Consider the following 16,284-nt stretch of genomic DNA (forward strand, 5'->3'; position numbering starts at 1 on the left):
TGATCAAAATTAGGGGGATACTACCCACCAAAAGCAATGCTCCGCTCAGCTAGATAAATTTAATTTCACAAACAAAACGGTTTCGTTTTGTCGTAGGCTAATTTTGAACTTTCAATTCAACTTACAAGTCTTTCTCGCGAGCAGAATATTATTTTCAACTTTTGCTCGTTAATATGTCACCCATCAATGAGGGGCGAATACCATGAGCTTTTTCAAAAACATCCTGGGCGGGCACCATGGCCGTGGAAACCACGGTGGAGGCAAGCACCACAGCGGGGGACATGGGGCCGAGCAATATGATCGCCATGGCCGGCAGCAGGGCTGCGACGGCGGTAATCAGGTGTATGACGGCGGGCGCCCTCCCACTCCTGCCCCCATCAAAGATCTGCAGGGCTGCAGGCAGTGCCGGACGGCCAACGATCCGTCAGCACGCTTTTGTCTAAACTGCGGAACACCGCTATCGAGTGGTTGCACCGCCTGCGGCTCGCTGCTGAGTGCAGGAGCAAGATTTTGCAGTCACTGTGGCCAAGCGACGCTCTAAGGCTAGGTAGACAGGAAGGCCAACGAGACCACAACCCTGCGCAAGGAGAAATACGTGGGTTCAAATCATGACCATGGCAGCGCTGCAGTACGCGAGGGGCATCAGAAGAAGCTAATCATGGCGCTCGGCTTGACTGGCAGCTTCATGATTGCAGAAGTGATCGGTGCGTGGATTACCGGCAGCCTGGCGCTGCTGTCGGACGCATCTCACATGTTCACAGATACTGCCGCCTTGGCGATCTCACTGATTGCACTTCAGATAGCCAAGCGGCCGGCGGATCAGAAAAGAACCTTCGGCTATGCGCGCCTGGAAATTCTGGCTTCGACGTTCAACGCCGTGCTGCTCTTCCTGGTGGCGATGTACATCTTGTATGAGGCCTACCAGCGCTTCTTCATGCCGGCGGAGATCGCTACCGGAGCGATGATGTGGATCGCAATCGCCGGCCTGATCATCAACCTAATTTCGATGCGCCTTCTGGCATCTGCGAGCAACGAAAGCCTCAACGTCAAAGGAGCCTACCTCGAAGTTTGGAGCGACATGCTCGGCTCGCTTGGCGTAATCATCGCGGCACTTATCATCCGCTTCACCGGCTGGACCTGGGTCGACACGATTGTCGCTGTGGCGATCGGCCTTTGGGTTCTGCCGCGGACGTGGCAGTTGCTTCGCGAAAGCCTGGGGATCCTCATGGAGGGTGTCCCGAGGGGGCTCGACGTTACGGCAATCGAGGCCACCATCCTCGGAGTAGATGGCGTGACGGACGTTCATGACTTGCACGTGTGGGCTGTCAGCAGTGGCAGTAACGTGATGACGTCGCACGTAGTGGTTCGGGATTCTGCAGATGGGGATGCTGTGTTGGCGGCCGTCGTGGATGCTGTCAGCGATGCATTCGAAATCCATCACTGCACCATCCAGATCGAGCGGGCAGCTTTCCACGAGAGCGTTCCCTCACCCTCGCACTGACCGATCGGTAAACACCATGCAAACACATCACCCTCCTGGCTGAGGGTGATGTTGCAAAAAAAATGCGGTGAGGGATGCCGTAAACGGCAGGAGCGCTTCAAGGGGGTTGGTGAATGGCTTCGCCTGCCCTCGTCAACAACCTCCAGAAGGCTCAGCGATGGCCTGGATCATCACGAAGTACCTACTCACTGCCGGTATAGTGATTCTCGTGTCAGAGCTGGCGAAACGCAGCGACAAGCTGGGCGGCTTGGTCGCCGCCCTACCCTTGGTCACGGTCGTGACGTTGGTCTGGCTCTATTTAGAGAACCAGAGCATGGAGAAGATCTCCAACCATGCTTGGTACACGTTCTGGTACGTGCTTCCGACCCTACCGATGTTTATTGCTTTTCCATTGCTGCTACCTAAGCTCGGCTTTTGGCCGACACTGATCAGCAGCATCCTCATCACAATGGCCAGCTTCGGAGGCTTCGCCATACTGCTGCGCCGGTTCGGCATTGAGCTTCTATGATCCGGTGGCCGCAGGGATCATCTTGATGAGTCTTAACGGCTATTAACACACTCGCCCTTCACCAGGTAGCGAACCATGTGCAGTTCGCCTTTCGAGTCTTCGTAGGTCATCATGCTTCTTACATTACCGCAGTACCGCACACTGGGTGATACATACACCAACTTACCAACGTCCAGGTCCATGCCATAGGCGTAGTCTTCTAGTTGAGGCATGGGCTTTTTTACGCGTTGAGCATAATCCGCTGTAGCCTCTCTAGCAGTACGCTCGATGCGTTTATTGATCTCCATACCGCTTTGGGCATTGGCTGTTAGTGATGTAAAGAGCAAAAACACGGCGATCGCTGATACAGTAGTGTTCATAAGAAGTCCCTTAATAAAAAAGCGCCCGTAGGGGGGCGCTAAAATTCACCTACCAAAGGAGCGTATGGTTTACAGGTGAATGCACTGGCGCGAACAACTGCTCGGTGCTCTTGCCAAGCTGCTTTGAAATGAGACAATTTCCAAAGCAGCGATGCCTCTTCCGCTGCCCTTAAACTAGCAAAGGAGGCTAACACCAAGATGATCGGGCAATTACAATTTGGACATGTAATAGATTGTAAGATAATTATTCGAGAGAATATCGAGCCGCCACGTGAACTAATTTGCAGAAAGGCGCTGCGGTTTGCGGCCGTGCATGGGGTCTGCCTGCGTGGCGCCCTCGATCCAAGGCCAGTACCAGTCCTTGCAAGCTAACGACCGAAATGCTGCCTGTCCTGGCCGATTCCACCTGCCAGGCGAATCTGTCATACACCGCCGCAGGCCCCAGAATCCGCTATGCTTAGGGGTGGAGCCTGCATGACTGTCAGAAATCTTGCGGCTACATTACAAATTTGTAGGATTTCGCCGCGGCCAGCTTCTTCGCGTTAAGATTCAAGCGTCCTCAGGTGACCCGGCGTATGGACAGAGGTAGCGACTACCACATGCCATACCCTCAGCCAAACTTTCGAACAGCCTGCAACCATAATCTTGGCGGATTAGGCCAACTCCTTCCTCACACCTTGAGATAAGTTATGCGCGTTCTAGTTGTGGAAGACGAAATTAAAACTGCCGAATATCTTCAGCAGGGCCTATCCGAAAGCGGGTATGTCGTAGATATCGTGCACAACGGTGTAGATGCTCTGCACTTGTTCAACACTAATGTCTATTCGTTGGTCCTCCTGGACGTGAACCTCCCGGGTATCGACGGCTGGGACCTGCTGGAAACCATCCGTAAGACCAGCCGGGTCCGCATCATCATGCTGACCGCCCGCGGACGCATCAATGACAAGCTCAAGGGCTTGGACGGCGGCGCGGATGACTACCTTGTGAAGCCATTCGAATTCCCTGAGCTGCTTGCTCGCATCCGTTCGCTGCAACGCCGTGGTGATGAGTTAGTCGAGAAGAGCTCGCTGAAAATTGCCGATCTGGAACTCGACTCCGTCCGCCATCGCGTCTTCCGCGGTGGCACACGCATCGATCTCACCACCAAGGAATTTGCGCTTCTGCACCTGCTCATGAGCCGAACGGGCGAAGCGCTGACTCGCTCTCAGATCATCTCGTTGGTCTGGGATATGAATTTCGATTGCGACACCAATGTCATCGATGTAGCCATCCGGCGCTTGCGCTCGAAGATCGATGAGCCGTTTGAAACCAAGCTCATTCACACGCTTCGTGGCGTTGGGTACGTTTTTGAGGAACGCGCATGAGGCCATTCAGCCTGGCTGCAAAGCTGGGGTTAAAAGTTGGGTTGATGAGCGCAGCGTTGCTGCTTCTGTTCGCCACCTTTGGCTATCTGATGGTAGGCAAGGCTCTGGAAAGAAATGCCAGAGCAGACCTGGAAGTAAAGATGGCGGGGATGGCTCACAACCTGTCCACCATCCCGGACATCTCCGGCGTCAACGCGGATGCGCATCAGCTTGTCGATTTGGTCATGGGCCACAACAACCTGTATGTGAGCATATTCGATACCTCACAGAATCAGACTCCCCTGCTCTCGATTGGCTCGAAACAGGTCAATCTGGAGGTGCACAAGTTTCAGCCGGCGGCCCAGCCCAAAGAGCACGAATGGCGTGATACGCAGGACCGTCCTCTGCTGAGTGCTTCTCGAATCATGCGTTTGGGCGATGGAACAGAGGTCAGCGTCTATATGACCATGGACCAGTCATCCAGTGAGGCGCTGCTCGATGCGTTGCTGACCTGGGCCTTGATGATGTCCCCCGTCATCCTCGCACTGATCTTGGCCATTGGCTGGTGGACTGTGCGCAGAGGCCTGCTACCACTGACCAAGTTCCTCAAGATCGCCTCGAAAATCTCAACCGAGAGCCTCGACCATCGCCTTCCAACTGATGGGATGCCGGCAGAACTCAAAATGCTCGCCGACGGCATCAACATCATGCTGGCTCGCCTGGATGATGGGGTTCAGCAGCTCTCGCAGTTTTCTGACGACCTTGCTCACGAACTTCGAGCACCGCTTTCCAACCTGATGGGCAAGGCCCAGGTTGCCTTGACCAGAGAACGATCGCTTTCCGAGTACCGGGAGGTTCTGGAGTCGTGCACAGAAGAGCTGGACCGCATGAGCCGCATGGTTTCCGACATGCTGTTCTTGGCCCAGGTCAGTCATCCAGCATCAATGGTGGAGTTCGAATCCGTCTCCTTGGTCGACGAGGTTCAGCGAGTGTGCGAGCTCTTCAGCATTTCAGCAGAAGAAGGCGAGATTCAGCTGCAGATCTCCGGCAGTGATGACGTGGTGCGCGGGAATCGCCTGATGGTTCAACGTGCCGTCTCGAATCTGGTCTCGAACGCGATCCGTTACTGCCCTCGCGGCCGCACGGTCTACGTTAAGGTGCAGCATAGTGCGAGCGGTACGACGTTGAGTGTCGGCAACCCCGGCCGTGGTATTGCCAAGGAACACCACGCGCACTTGTTTGAGCGGTTCTACCGTGTGGACAAGAGCCGAGCACGGAGCGAAGGCGGTACCGGTCTTGGCTTGGCCATTGTGCAGTCGATCATGAGTCTGCACCAGGGATCGGCGAGCGTGGAGGTGACCGAAGAAAACTTCACCTGGTTCCACCTTCACTTTCCGGAAGCCCAGCAAATGCAGCCGGCAATGACCGCCGCTTAAATTGCGCAGACACGATTAGGCCCGTCAATCGACGGGCCTTTTGTTTGCCTCAATGCATCAGTGCCGAAGGACCACAGGGTCCATGGGCGACCGCAGAATCACCGACTTAATAATCTTCTGTTCGTCAGGATTGGCGTTTTTCCACAGGTGTGAGAAGTACTGAGCATTCACTTTCTCTTGAGCACTTACGCTGCCGGCGGCATCGATCAGGCGCATGGTCGAGTAGACACAGATCAGCGCCAGAATGAAGAACGCCGTGGCGACCACCATCACATAACGCTTGGCCAGCACCGGTGCCCGCTTGAGCTCCTGGATAGAGGCGTCCGCCGCCTTTGTCGCTGCTGTAAGCTCCGAGATCAGTGGCTGGATGGCGGTGTCGACTCCGCGGCATGCAGCTGAATACGCTGATGCAGCGGCGCGCAAGGCAACCTCCTCCGCGTTCGACCAAGCCTTCTCCGCCTTTCGCACCTCCTCCTGAATCTGCCGGCCGACAGCGTCCACCTGCTCCACCAGTTCGTTCGACCTCTCCAGAACAGCGCTGGAGGTGCGCGTCTGCGAGGTCAGCTCATCGAGCTGGACAGTGAGTTTTTCAGTGCAGCGGCGAAAGTCACCGATAGCAACTGCCCAGGGCTCTATGTCATTCATGGCTATCTCCTAGGGCGGCCAACAACGCCGCGCTGAATTAACGCGCTAGATATCAAAATTGTAATTTAAGAGAAAATTCGAAGTCGCCCTCGACAGTGCCGAGATAGACATGATCCTTCCAGATTTGAAGATTTAACGCATCCTATCTGCAGCCAAAATTACGGAATTGTAATTATTGACTCACCTTGTCGTTAGCTTCGCGTTCCTAAACTACAAACCAACAAAGGCCGCTAATCAGGTTGGCCTAGTATGAACCGAGGTTCACAATGAAATTTGTCAAATCTATCGCTATTGGCAGCCTGCTGCTGGGTCTCATGGGTACCGCTTACGCTGAAGGCGGCTTCGAGCGAACGAAACAGTTCAACGAGAACTTCCGAACCGAACAGGCTCGCCTATGGAGCGATGACTCTTCGGACCAGAACAAACAACAAGTCGCTCAAGAGCAAAAGAAAGAAAGCAAGGATGGTAAGGAACAAGCCGACAATTAATCGGCGGTTAAATAGGACTTCAAATGACGAAAGAAATCGACAAAAAAGCCAGGGTAAAACCTGGCTTTTTTGTGCTTGGAATTTAGCCTTCGTTCTTGCGAGGCGTTTCCGCATTGCTTTCTCCGGCCAGACCCTCGGCACCTTGTGCGGGGCGTTTCCAATGGCACAGCAGGAGCTGGCTGGCGTTCGCTTCGGTGATCGATGTGCAAGCTAGATCAGCGGGCAGACCATCCTTGCTGTCTCGCAAGCGCCTGGACAGATAGAACGAGCCATCCCGCGGCCACTTGGCAGGATCCTTGATGTTCTCGGACTTCCCGCTGCTGTAAAACTCCGACGAGTATGAGCGGCGGCCAGGATAGATCAGGGGAGCGGAATGAGCAGACTGCACATTGAGCCAGGCTTGAACCACATCCCGCTGATTCTGAGGGCGCTCCTCTAGTACCCCGGCGTAGATGATGCCCGCACCGATGATTGGCAACACCAATGCGCTCGCAGCGGCAGCCCAGGTGGTCTTCGGGCCAACTTCGCTGACCCGTGCAGACAGCAGCAATGCCCACGCTGGCAGCGCGGGTAGCAGGTAGGTCCACAGAATGTTGCCTGCAAATGTGAAGAAGACCGGTGTCGCCAAGGCCCACAGCCAGAGGTAGGCTTTGAAGCGCTGCATCGATCCACGCTTGCGGATCAACAGTGGTAGAAACAAGGCCCATGGCAGTAGCGACAATCCGAGCTGGATCCAGATGCTGCCGTACGGCTTGGCATGAGCACTACCATAGAGGTCCCCTGCCCAGTTACTGACGACGTAGCGGCTCCAGTGCTCACCAACGAAGAAGTACTCCATGAAGCCGGGCGTTTTCATCTCGGCCGCGACATACCATGGCACGGATATACCGAACATGAGTACAAGGCCGCTAATCCAGGGAAGCCTCAGTACCCGTCCCCATTCCTTGTAGATAACGAACCAGGCGAATGCCGGCGCCCCCATAAGCACCAGGGTCAGCGGCCCTTTGGCAAGCAAGCCCAGCCCGAGACCTGCGAACATCAGGTAGGCATCCGCCTTGCTGGCGCACTTCATCCAACGCCAGAAACCGTAGCTGGCCAGCAGAATCGAGAACGACAAAACAGGGTCAGTCAGCACAACACCGCTGGAGACCAGGCCAAGTGTGGTGCTGGAAAAAATAATGGCAGCCCAGATGCCGGCGTTACGAGAAATCTGCTGCGTGCCGAGTTTGATGATGATGAAACAGCTTGCCAGGTGGAGTAGCCACGCTGGGAAGCGCGCAGCGAACTCGTTAACGCCGAAGACCGTCATGCTCGCGGCCTGGGTCCAGAAGGACAACGGAGGCTTGCCCCAGAACGGTACCCCGTAGTCGAACATGGGCGTGATCCAGTCATTCAACTCGACCATCTTGCGAGCCATTTCAGCGTAACGGGCCTCAGATGTGTCCATCAGCGGGTAGATGCCCAGCCCCACCAAACGCAATAGCAAAATCGAACCCAGGACCCACCACAGCGTCCTCTCGTTCTTCAGGTTCAGCATTTCTTACCCTCGATCGAAGCCATCGAAGGGTGGAGTGACACGGGATCTGCCTTGTTGCTGTGCTTCAGGAAATAGAGAGGCCGGCGCTTCACTTCCGCGAGTGTCACGCCCAGGTACTCCCCCACCATGGCGACACCGACGCACATGAATGAAGCCATTCCGACGATCAGGTGATGGATGTCGAAACTGCCTGCCACAAGCGACGCAAGCATGTAGCAGATGCTGGAGACGAAAAGACCGAAACTGATGAGGCTGAAAATGCGCAGTGGTTTGCGAGAGAAGCTGACGATGCTCTCGATGGCCAGATTGAACAGGCCAGCTGCATTCCATTTGGTGCTCCCGGCATGGCGAACAGTGCGATTGTAGGGCAGTTCGATGGTACGAAAGCCTACCCAGCCGATCATGCCTTTGAGAATCCTGGAGCGTTCATCCAGGGCCCGCAGGGCTGCCAGCGGCGCAGGCCCAATCAATCGGAAATCGCTGACATCGGCCGGCATGTCCACCTTCTCCACCAGGCGCTGCATGACCCAGTAGTAAGCCCGGGCACTCATGCGCTTGAACCACGAATCACCGATTCTCAGGTTGCGCTGCATGTTCACCACGTCGTAGCCGCGTTGCCAGTAGTCCACCATGGCCGCGATGAGCTCTGGTGGATCCTGCAGGTCGACATCAATGAAGATCAGCGCACTGCCACGGGCATGGTCTATCCCGGCGCTCAGTGCAGCCTCTTTGCCGAAGTTGCGACTCAGGGACAGGCAACGTACAGATGACCCATCCTGATAGTGGCGAAGAATGTCGGCCGTCCGGTCATTACTGCCGTCGTCGACATAGAGGATTTCGCAGGAGACGGGTAAGCGCTTCACCACGCGGGTGATTCGCTGGTGGAACTCGGGGATGGTTTCCTCTTCCTGGAAGCAAGGGACCACGATGGTTAACAAGGGATCAGGGCGCTCGGGAAAGCGATGTAATGTCTGCATGATTGAATGTCCAAAAACGATGTGCAATGAATCCAAGTGCAGTGAGGCTTAAGGTCACTACGACTTGGGAGATGAGCGGTGACAGATTCGACTTGATGAGGAACCACATACCCACGCCATTGCCGAAGTTTGTGGTTAACGCGACCAGTGCAAACCTGACAGGCTGAAACTTACGAGAGCCATCTGCCACAAAACAGAGCGCCCTATTTCCAATGAAGCTCGCGATTGCGCCAACCATGCCGCCACAGATACTGGCCAGTAACGGAGTAACGAATTCTGTCGTAACCAGCAATAGGAACACCGCATAATGGACTCCCGTTGCTATGAAGCCGATCCCCAGATAACGAATCAGTAAGGTAGTAAGAGGTGGGGTTTGATTTTCCATGCCCAAAGCCTATGGAGGCAAAGGTGAAAAAATAGTGAACTAAATGTAAATGCGTAATTAGCCGAATCTATATATGGTAAGTAACAAGTCGGCGCACTAGGCTAGCACGCTACAATATCAGAGGGATTGCCTGAAAATTACGCTTTCGAAATAAAAGCCTTCCGATAACGCATGCATGACCCGTGGATTACAATGTTGACAAGATAAGGAAACACCGGGTGGCATTGAGATAGATTCCCCGAATTAAGGGGGACCTAATGGTTACACAAAATGAAACATATACAAGCAGCGTTGTTCCTTACAGCCCTGACATATTGGATGATTTGCCAATTGATGATCAGCTGGCCGTAGAGTTTTTCGCAACAGCACGTTGTGCCAGTTTCAAACAGGCTGCCCGAGGGCTCAATGTGCCAGTGGTAGGCCTGCGGAAACGCTTGGAGAAACTGGAAGAGCACATTGGTGCTCCCGTGTTTGTCTACAAACACAACAAGCTTGCCCTGACCCGCACAGGCGAGAGGGTCAGCCATTACCTGTGCCAGCTCTTCGGCCCAGACGGCCTTGGCAAGTCCGGTGAAAAGGAAGTCCCCAGGCTTACCATCGCGATCACAGAGCCAGTGCTGAACGACATCGTAAACCGCGATCTAGTCGCCTACGTGCGTGATCATGCCGAAATGCAGCTGGAAATCCATTCAGAATGCACAACGCAGATGCTTTCTGAGTGTGAAGTCGATGTGGGTATCGCTTTGGTGAGCCCAGATGATAAAGGCGCGCTTGATCGCCATCCTACGTATAGGTTTGAAAGGCTTGGCCGGATTGGGCACGCCCTGTTCATTTCCAGCCGCTATTCAAGAAGCGTCACCCTTCCAGTGGAGAGCTTGGATTTGCACAACTTCATGCTCGTTGTCCCTTGGGATGAAGAGATCTTGGCGGGCTCACGAAAGTGGGCATCGATAATGGCTGAGCATCAGGGCGGTACCACTCGGGTCAAGAGCTACAACCTATCACGAGGCCTTGTCGTTGGCGGTGCGTGTATTGGAGTGCTGCCCGACTACAGCCGAAAACTGGAGAGAAATATCCTACCCGTGCCGGGTTTCCTGGACGACCTGGAGGAGAAAGATGTCTATCTTGTTATCAAAACGAAGCTTGTCCGCAATCCGCAGGTTTTGGAAATTCGAAGATTGATCAAGAAGAGCTTCTTTGATAAGAAGGACTGGCTTGTTCGGTAACAGTTTTGTTAGGTTTCAAACTCCTCCGTTAACACTACAGAAACACAACTGTCATATTCGCTTGCAACCTAGTCAGAGTGCTTAGAACAAAGGCATCTTGTTACAGCGGGTGACAACCGTGGCCTGCTCCCATCTGCAAGATAAATTTAGGCCGGCGCAGGGCGAAATATAACGTCGGTAGCTAAGCACTTAACATACGAGAGGCAAGCAATGATCCGTTCTTCGAACATGCGGGAAAAGCTGTTGGCTGCCGCAATAATAGGCACATTTTCCTCGCAAGCATTCTCCGGAACAGTAACCACTGACGGAGCTGACATCGTTCTGAAGACCAAGGGCGGTCTTGAAGTATCGACTTCTGACAAGGAATTCAGTTTCAAACTGGGCGGCCGAGTTCAGGCCGACTACGGCCGTTTCGATGGTGTCTTCACCAAGAATGGCGATACCGCTGACGCAGGCTACTTCCGTCGCGCCTACCTTGAGCTCGGTGGCGTGCTGTACCGCGACTGGAAGTATCAGCTCAACTACGACCTTTCCCGCAACACGGGCAACGACTCCGACGGCTACTTCGACGAAGCCAGCCTGACCTACACGGGTTTCAAGCCGGTGCAACTGCGCTTTGGCCGTTTCTACACCGACTTCGGTCTTGAGAAAGCCACCAGTTCGAAGTGGACCACCGCCATGGAGCGGAACCTCTCGTACGACCTGGCGGACTGGATCAACGACAACGCCGGCATGGGTGTTCAAGCCACCAGCACCATCGCTGACATGGCTTATGTTTCCGGTAGCGTTTTCAGCGAAACCAATAACAACTCGGATGGCGACAGCACCAAGCGCTACAACGTACGTGGCGTGTTCGCACCGCTGCACAGTGATGGCAACGTCCTGCACGTCGGTGCTCAGTACGCTTACCGCGACCTCAAAAACAGTGCGGTCGATACCCGGATTCGTTCGCGTCTGGGCGTCCGCGGTGTAGATACCAATGGCGGCGGCGATGCCGGCACCAACGGCAACCGCATGCTGTTTGGCGGTGCTGCTGCACAAGATGGCCTGTGGAAGGACGACTCGGTCTGGGGTCTCGAAGGTGCCTGGGCCACCGGCCCGTTCTCGGTTCAAGCGGAATACCTTCGCCGCAAGCTGAAAGCTGACCAGGCCAACAACGACATGAAGGCCTCCGGTTACTACGCCCAGATGGCTTACACCCTGACCGGCGAGCCGCGTATCTACAAGCTCGATGGTGCCAAGTTCGACACTATCAAACCAGAGAACAAGGAACTGGGGGCCTGGGAAGTCTTCTACCGCTTTGACGATATCAAGGTCGAAGACGGCAACCTGGTCACCGCGGCGGACCAATCGAACGAGCGCAAGGCCAAGAGCCACACGGTGGGTGTGAACTGGTACGTCAACGAGGCGGTGAAAGTCAGTGCCAACTACATCAACGTGCGCACCGACAACAACGAGAACACCGTGGGCGACGACAGCGGCAATGCCATCGTGACCCGCCTGCAATACGTCTTCTGATCCCTCTCATCAGTCTGACGTGAGAAAGCCGGAAGCGCTCAACGTGCTTCCGGCTTTCCTGTTTCTGGAGGTGATCAAGCATGGAGCGCCCTCCTCCTACCTGCTTTCGCTTACCGATGACCGCTCTTGCCAAAGCTCGGCGAATCTGATGTGATTGCCGCGTCGGGCTTTGCATGGTGGCCGTGCAAGCAAATCAAACCTGACTCCTATTCATGATTGAACCTGATTCGACGTCCAGCTTCGCGTCTAACGGCCCTACAAGCGCAGCTACCCCAACGTCGCTCATTAGGGGATAGTCATGTCTGCAAAAAAGCTGCTTCAACCTCTCGCTGCTCAGCTGCACGCCTCGTTCTCGGCTTCTGGCCGCCCGTACTCTCATCTGCACCTCCACCAGCTGTTCCACGCGGCCATCGGCTCCGTTGCACCGCAAGTTGCCATCCAAGACAAGCTGCCAATTCAGGTCTGTCGTGACAACGAGACACGGCAGTACAACCTCTACGCGGCGGTCGAGCGGGCGAAAACGTGCTTAGGATTGACCGATCTTCAAGCAGTCGGTGTGGCTGAAGAAGTCATTGAGGTGCTACGAACTGCGGGAATCGGCGTGAACCAGGTTCGCCTGCTCCTTGACCCCTCCTTCAGCTCGAAGACTCGCAAAAAGGCCTTCAAGGCTCTCTGCAAGAACCTGGATCTGAACGAGCTAGGCGATCGCTTCGTCCCCAAGACTGCCACGTTGGCCATCGCTGCTGGTATTGCGCCGCCTCCCAAAATGTCGTGGAAGGATCGCTTCGCCCTGGCTGCAAATTCCCCCATGCGGGGGCCAAGCGAGCTCATCAGCATGGTCAACCGGGATGAGTGTTATCTGTGGGTATTCCCACCGACTGACCATCATGCGACGGCTCCAGCGACGCATGACCGTTTCTTTGGTGAAAAGACCCACCCGAGCGCAGAAATGGGCATGGGGTTCAGCATCATCGATTCCGGCTGGACCCGCCCCAAGTACCCGCTATCCAGGCAGTCACAAGAGACCTTCATCCAGTATTCGCTTTCTGCGCCGATGTGGTCCTGGCGCGCACAAAGTGACACCTGGCGCCTGGGAAACATCCTGCGTTCAAGAATCCTTGACGGGGCTCCTTGGCATAACGAGCCTCTGAGTGACGTGCTTCCGAGCGGCCTTAAATCCCTGCCCCGGATCTATGGGTGCGAAACCTGCCGAACGCTGTTCATTGAGAATCACAGCGACTACCCGGATGTACCCACTCAGTGCCAATGCGGTGAGGCGAGCAGCACGGGTGACCAAAACGAGTCATCTGCTCTCAATAGCTGATTTTCCTTACGGTGGCGGGCTGAGCCCCCCGTTAGGGATTGGCTATGGGAGCGGGATTCGCTCACCCCAAACCTGAAGGCGCCGCCACCTAACCGAGCGATATGAGCTGAATGCTCGCGGAGTAGATATGCAAAAGAGTAAAAACAAACAGGACACCCTGGCGGCGATCAATGCGCTTGTCGAGATTGCGTATGATCAGGGATTTGCGGACGGACACGGAGTCGGCAATCAAGTCGGTTTCGTAGCCGGTGTCATGAGCCTCAAAGCTGCATTGGCCTGCGGCTTACGGCATGGCTCACCTGAGTGCGGAAAGGCCCTTGAAAGCCTCAAGCGCATCGGGATCGACGAGTGAGAGAAAAGTACGGGTCGTGCGCTGATCGCGCACGACCCGTACTTCTACTTCAGGTCATTTCCCTGCTTAGCTTCATGATTGAAGCTCAGGGATCAGGTGCTTCTGCGGTAGGCCAACAGGCGCAAGGCGTTGAAGACGACCAACAGTGTGGAGCCCTCATGGATCGCAACAGCGGCACCAATGCTCAAGCCCATGATGGTGGACGGAACCAGGATGGCCACAATCCCCAAGCTGACGAACAGATTCTGGTGGATGATCGATCGCGTGTGACGGCTCAGCCCCACCGCAAATGGGAGTTGCCTGATGTCGTCAGCCATAAGCGCGATATCAGCCGTTTCCAGGGCAACATCAGATCCAGCAGCCCCCATTGCGATACCAACGCTCGAACTGGCCATGGCAGGGGCATCATTGACGCCGTCACCCACCATGGCCACCTTGGCGCTAAGGCGCAGGTTTTTGATGGCCTTGACCTTGTCTTCCGGCATCAGGTCTCCCCACGCTTCATCTAAGCCAACTTGTTTGGCTACAGCCTCTGCAACGCGGTTGTGGTCTCCAGAAATCATGACCATGCGTTCGATGCCCATCTCTCTAAGCTTCTGGAGTGCCTCTTTGGCCCCCTCCCGGGGTGTGTCCAATAGCCCGATAGCGCCCAGATCCTTGTCAGCACGCCGTACCACCATGGTGGTACGGCCTGACTGACGTAGACGCTCCGCAGCCTCCAGGGCTGCCTTGCTGAGTGCGGGAATACCATTGGTACCGAACATCTCGACCTTGCCAATCCAGACGAACTGCCCATCAAGCTCAGCACGCACGCCGCGGCCAATCATGTTGCTCATGTTCTTGGCTTGGAATCGGCGCCGTGTGCCAATCATCTCTTCACCGTCACGCACAATTGCCGCAGCCAGCGGATGGTCGCTCATCGACTCCACAGCGATGGCGACGTTTAGCAGATCCTCGATCTGCGTGCCGCCTATGGGTATTACATCGGTGATACGTGGGCGCCCTTCGGTCAGGGTACCGGTCTTGTCGAATGCCATGGCATTCAATGATCCAAGCTCTTCAAGTGGCGCACCGCCCTTGATCAGCACGCCACCTCGGGCTGCCCTGGCGATGCCAGAGAGAATGGCGCTTGGTGTAGCGATCGCGAGCGCGCAGGGGCTGGCTGCAACCAGTACGGCCATCGCCCGGTAGAACGAGTCACGGAACGGCTCGTCAAGGAAAATGCCGGCAAATAGCAGCCCGACTACCAGCAGTAAAACCAACGGGACGAATATGCGTTGGAAGCGGTCCGTGAATCGCTGGGTCGGTGACTTCCTGACTTCGGCTTCACTGACCATCTTGATGACCCGCGCCAAGGTACTCTCCGTAGAGCGCCGTGTTACCTCAACCTCGATGAGCGTTTCGCCATTGATGGTACCGGCGAAGACTTTCGAGGCTGCATCCACTGCATCTGGCTTGCTGCGTGCGAGTTCGGCATCAGGAACAGGTTGCTTGTCCACGGGGACGCTCTCACCGGTTACTGGCGCCTGGTTGATACTTGAGGAGCCTACGACTACAAAACCATCGGCCGGCAGGCGGTCATTGGGGCGCACGATGACAACGTCACCGGGAACCAGCAGCTCCACGGGCATCTCCACCGTGCCATTTGCTCTGCGTACGATCGCGGTGGCTGGTGCGAGCTTGGACAGTGCCTCAATCGCTTTCTTGGCCCGCCCCATCGCGTAGCTTTCAAGGGAATGCCCCAGACTGAACAGGAACAGCAGCAGAGCCCCCTCCGCCCAGGCGCCGATGCTCGCGGCACCGACTGCGGCGAGAAGCATCAGCGAGTCGATCTCGAAGCGTTTCTGACGGATGTTGGTAACCGCTTCCTTAGTGGTGAACCATCCACCGAACACGTAGGCCGACACGTACAGAATCAGAGGCAGACGATCAATCAGGCCAAGTTTTCCTGCGAGAGCTCCGGCACCCAGGAGAGCACCACAGATCAGCGCGAAAATCAGCTCTGTGTTCATTCCAAAAATGCCGCCATGCTCATGGCTATGACCTTCATGCCCGGCTTGGTCATCAGGGCGTTCAAGCAAACTCTTCATAACTCGTCCCTTCTGGGGTCAAGGCTTCCAATTGCCCTCTGCAGTTGGGGAGCCGTCTCTGTTGGTTGGCTAAGATCTATTGCACGGTTTGCCCGAGCCCAGGCGTTAACATTTCGAAGCTATGGGGTATCGGGCGTAATAAAAAATGCCAGGCACTGCCTGGCATTTATGAATTCTCTAATTGTTCTGTTCAAATCGTTTACTACTTGTTGTTGATGCATTGCGAATACATCGAGTAACGAACAGTCTTGAGCGTGCCCTGGGAGTCCTCGAAGGTCATCAACCGTGGATAGACCTGGCAGGTACGGGGGGCCTGCGACTGACGTACGAATTTCGCAACGTCTATCTTCATGCCATATTTGTAATCCTGAATCTCTGGCATTGGCTTGCCATTTTTCTCCGCGTACTTGGCCACTGCGGTCTGGTGTTCCTTGGTGTATTGAAGCTGCTTGCTCTCGGAGAAAGTGTTGGCCTGCGAAGCCACCGAGAAAACAACAAGTGCAGCAGCGATAATTAGCTTTTTCATAAAACCCTCTCAATTTCAAAACTTCTCGGGCGTAACCTTAGCAATGCATAGGCATCACCGGCATGACGA

At 55.2% G+C, this 16,284-nt stretch carries 17 protein-coding genes; 10 read left to right on the top strand and 7 right to left on the bottom strand.

What is annotated here, in order from left to right; all coding sequences use genetic code 11:
• The first annotated feature begins 202 nt into the window (after window positions 1-202).
• The 3 genes from E6B08_RS00225 to E6B08_RS00235 all read left to right on the top strand — a co-directional run bounded on the left by E6B08_RS00225 (window position 203) and on the right by E6B08_RS00235 (window position 2,009).
• Window positions 203-541 (top strand): zinc ribbon domain-containing protein, encoded by a 339-nt coding sequence (locus tag E6B08_RS00225; RefSeq protein WP_071890582.1) that lies wholly within the window; start codon window positions 203-205, stop codon window positions 539-541.
• 54 nt (window positions 542-595) lie between these two features.
• A complete protein-coding gene (locus E6B08_RS00230; RefSeq protein ID WP_010951438.1) occupies window positions 596-1,501 on the top strand; it encodes a cation diffusion facilitator family transporter in 906 nt (301 codons plus the stop codon).
• A 157-nt stretch (window positions 1,502-1,658) separates the two neighbouring features.
• Window positions 1,659-2,009 (top strand): DUF3147 family protein, encoded by a 351-nt coding sequence (locus E6B08_RS00235; protein WP_011953105.1) that lies wholly within the window; start codon window positions 1,659-1,661, stop codon window positions 2,007-2,009.
• Window positions 2,010-2,041: 32 nt separating this feature from the next.
• On the opposite strand, the gene E6B08_RS00240 is transcribed toward E6B08_RS00235, so the two are convergent.
• Window positions 2,042-2,368: a DUF2790 domain-containing protein gene (locus E6B08_RS00240; protein ID WP_011953106.1), complete on the bottom strand. Its 327-nt coding sequence runs from the start codon at window positions 2,366-2,368 to the stop codon at window positions 2,042-2,044.
• A gap of 689 nt (window positions 2,369-3,057) precedes the next feature.
• Here E6B08_RS00240 and E6B08_RS00245 point away from each other — a divergent pair.
• Together E6B08_RS00245 and E6B08_RS00250 are read left to right on the top strand one after the other, a co-directional pair.
• A complete protein-coding gene (locus E6B08_RS00245; RefSeq protein WP_015268421.1) occupies window positions 3,058-3,732 on the top strand; it encodes a heavy metal response regulator transcription factor in 675 nt (224 codons plus the stop codon).
• Window positions 3,729-5,147, top strand: a complete 1,419-nt coding sequence (locus E6B08_RS00250; protein ID WP_011953107.1) for a heavy metal sensor histidine kinase — start codon at window positions 3,729-3,731, stop codon at window positions 5,145-5,147. The genes E6B08_RS00245 and E6B08_RS00250 overlap by 4 nt, the downstream gene beginning before the upstream one ends.
• A 57-nt stretch (window positions 5,148-5,204) precedes the next feature.
• On the opposite strand, the gene E6B08_RS00255 is transcribed toward E6B08_RS00250, so the two are convergent.
• Complete coding sequence (locus E6B08_RS00255; RefSeq protein WP_010951442.1) at window positions 5,205-5,792, bottom strand: hypothetical protein; 588 nt, start codon at window positions 5,790-5,792, stop codon at window positions 5,205-5,207.
• A gap of 266 nt (window positions 5,793-6,058) precedes the next feature.
• Here E6B08_RS00255 and E6B08_RS00260 point away from each other — a divergent pair, with 266 nt between their 5' ends.
• Window positions 6,059-6,280 (top strand): hypothetical protein, encoded by a 222-nt coding sequence (locus E6B08_RS00260; RefSeq protein ID WP_010951443.1) that lies wholly within the window; start codon window positions 6,059-6,061, stop codon window positions 6,278-6,280.
• Between the two features lie 82 nt (window positions 6,281-6,362).
• Here E6B08_RS00260 and E6B08_RS00265 read toward each other — a convergent pair whose 3' ends face one another.
• Genes E6B08_RS00265 through E6B08_RS00275 form a run of 3 tightly spaced genes read right to left on the bottom strand, consistent with a single transcriptional unit; the run spans window position 6,363 to window position 9,179 of the window.
• Window positions 6,363-7,817 (bottom strand): phospholipid carrier-dependent glycosyltransferase, encoded by a 1,455-nt coding sequence (locus tag E6B08_RS00265; RefSeq protein WP_010951444.1) that lies wholly within the window; start codon window positions 7,815-7,817, stop codon window positions 6,363-6,365.
• Window positions 7,811-8,794, bottom strand: coding sequence for a glycosyltransferase family 2 protein (locus E6B08_RS00270; RefSeq protein ID WP_010951445.1), 984 nt, complete (start codon window positions 8,792-8,794; stop codon window positions 7,811-7,813). Before E6B08_RS00270 ends, E6B08_RS00265 begins: the two co-directional genes overlap by 7 nt.
• Entirely contained in the window at window positions 8,760-9,179 is a 420-nt protein-coding gene (locus E6B08_RS00275) for a GtrA family protein (protein ID WP_010951446.1), read from the bottom strand. The genes E6B08_RS00270 and E6B08_RS00275 overlap by 35 nt, the downstream gene beginning before the upstream one ends.
• A gap of 257 nt (window positions 9,180-9,436) precedes the next feature.
• Here E6B08_RS00275 and E6B08_RS00280 point away from each other — a divergent pair, with 257 nt between their 5' ends.
• The 4 genes from E6B08_RS00280 (at window position 9,437) to E6B08_RS00295 (ending at window position 13,599) form a co-directional block, all read left to right on the top strand.
• Window positions 9,437-10,405 (top strand): LysR family transcriptional regulator, encoded by a 969-nt coding sequence (locus E6B08_RS00280; RefSeq protein WP_011953108.1) that lies wholly within the window; start codon window positions 9,437-9,439, stop codon window positions 10,403-10,405.
• 210 nt (window positions 10,406-10,615) lie between these two features.
• The gene (locus E6B08_RS00285; RefSeq protein WP_009395904.1) at window positions 10,616-11,923 is read left to right on the top strand and encodes an OprO/OprP family phosphate-selective porin; all 1,308 of its coding nucleotides are present in this window, start codon (window positions 10,616-10,618) and stop codon (window positions 11,921-11,923) included.
• A 298-nt stretch (window positions 11,924-12,221) separates the two neighbouring features.
• A complete protein-coding gene (locus tag E6B08_RS00290; protein ID WP_011953109.1) occupies window positions 12,222-13,247 on the top strand; it encodes a hypothetical protein in 1,026 nt (341 codons plus the stop codon).
• A 127-nt stretch (window positions 13,248-13,374) separates the two neighbouring features.
• Window positions 13,375-13,599: a hypothetical protein gene (locus tag E6B08_RS00295; protein ID WP_010951451.1), complete on the top strand. Its 225-nt coding sequence runs from the start codon at window positions 13,375-13,377 to the stop codon at window positions 13,597-13,599.
• A gap of 92 nt (window positions 13,600-13,691) precedes the next feature.
• On the opposite strand, the gene E6B08_RS00300 is transcribed toward E6B08_RS00295, so the two are convergent.
• Both E6B08_RS00300 and E6B08_RS00305 read right to left on the bottom strand, forming a co-directional pair.
• Entirely contained in the window at window positions 13,692-15,689 is a 1,998-nt protein-coding gene (locus tag E6B08_RS00300) for a heavy metal translocating P-type ATPase (RefSeq protein ID WP_010951452.1), read from the bottom strand.
• A gap of 202 nt (window positions 15,690-15,891) precedes the next feature.
• Window positions 15,892-16,215 (bottom strand): DUF2790 domain-containing protein, encoded by a 324-nt coding sequence (locus E6B08_RS00305; RefSeq protein WP_136912269.1) that lies wholly within the window; start codon window positions 16,213-16,215, stop codon window positions 15,892-15,894.
• Window positions 16,216-16,284: the final 69 nt, after the last annotated feature.

Source organism: Pseudomonas putida (genome assembly GCF_005080685.1).
In the GTDB taxonomy this organism is placed as follows: domain Bacteria; phylum Pseudomonadota; class Gammaproteobacteria; order Pseudomonadales; family Pseudomonadaceae; genus Aquipseudomonas; species Aquipseudomonas putida_V.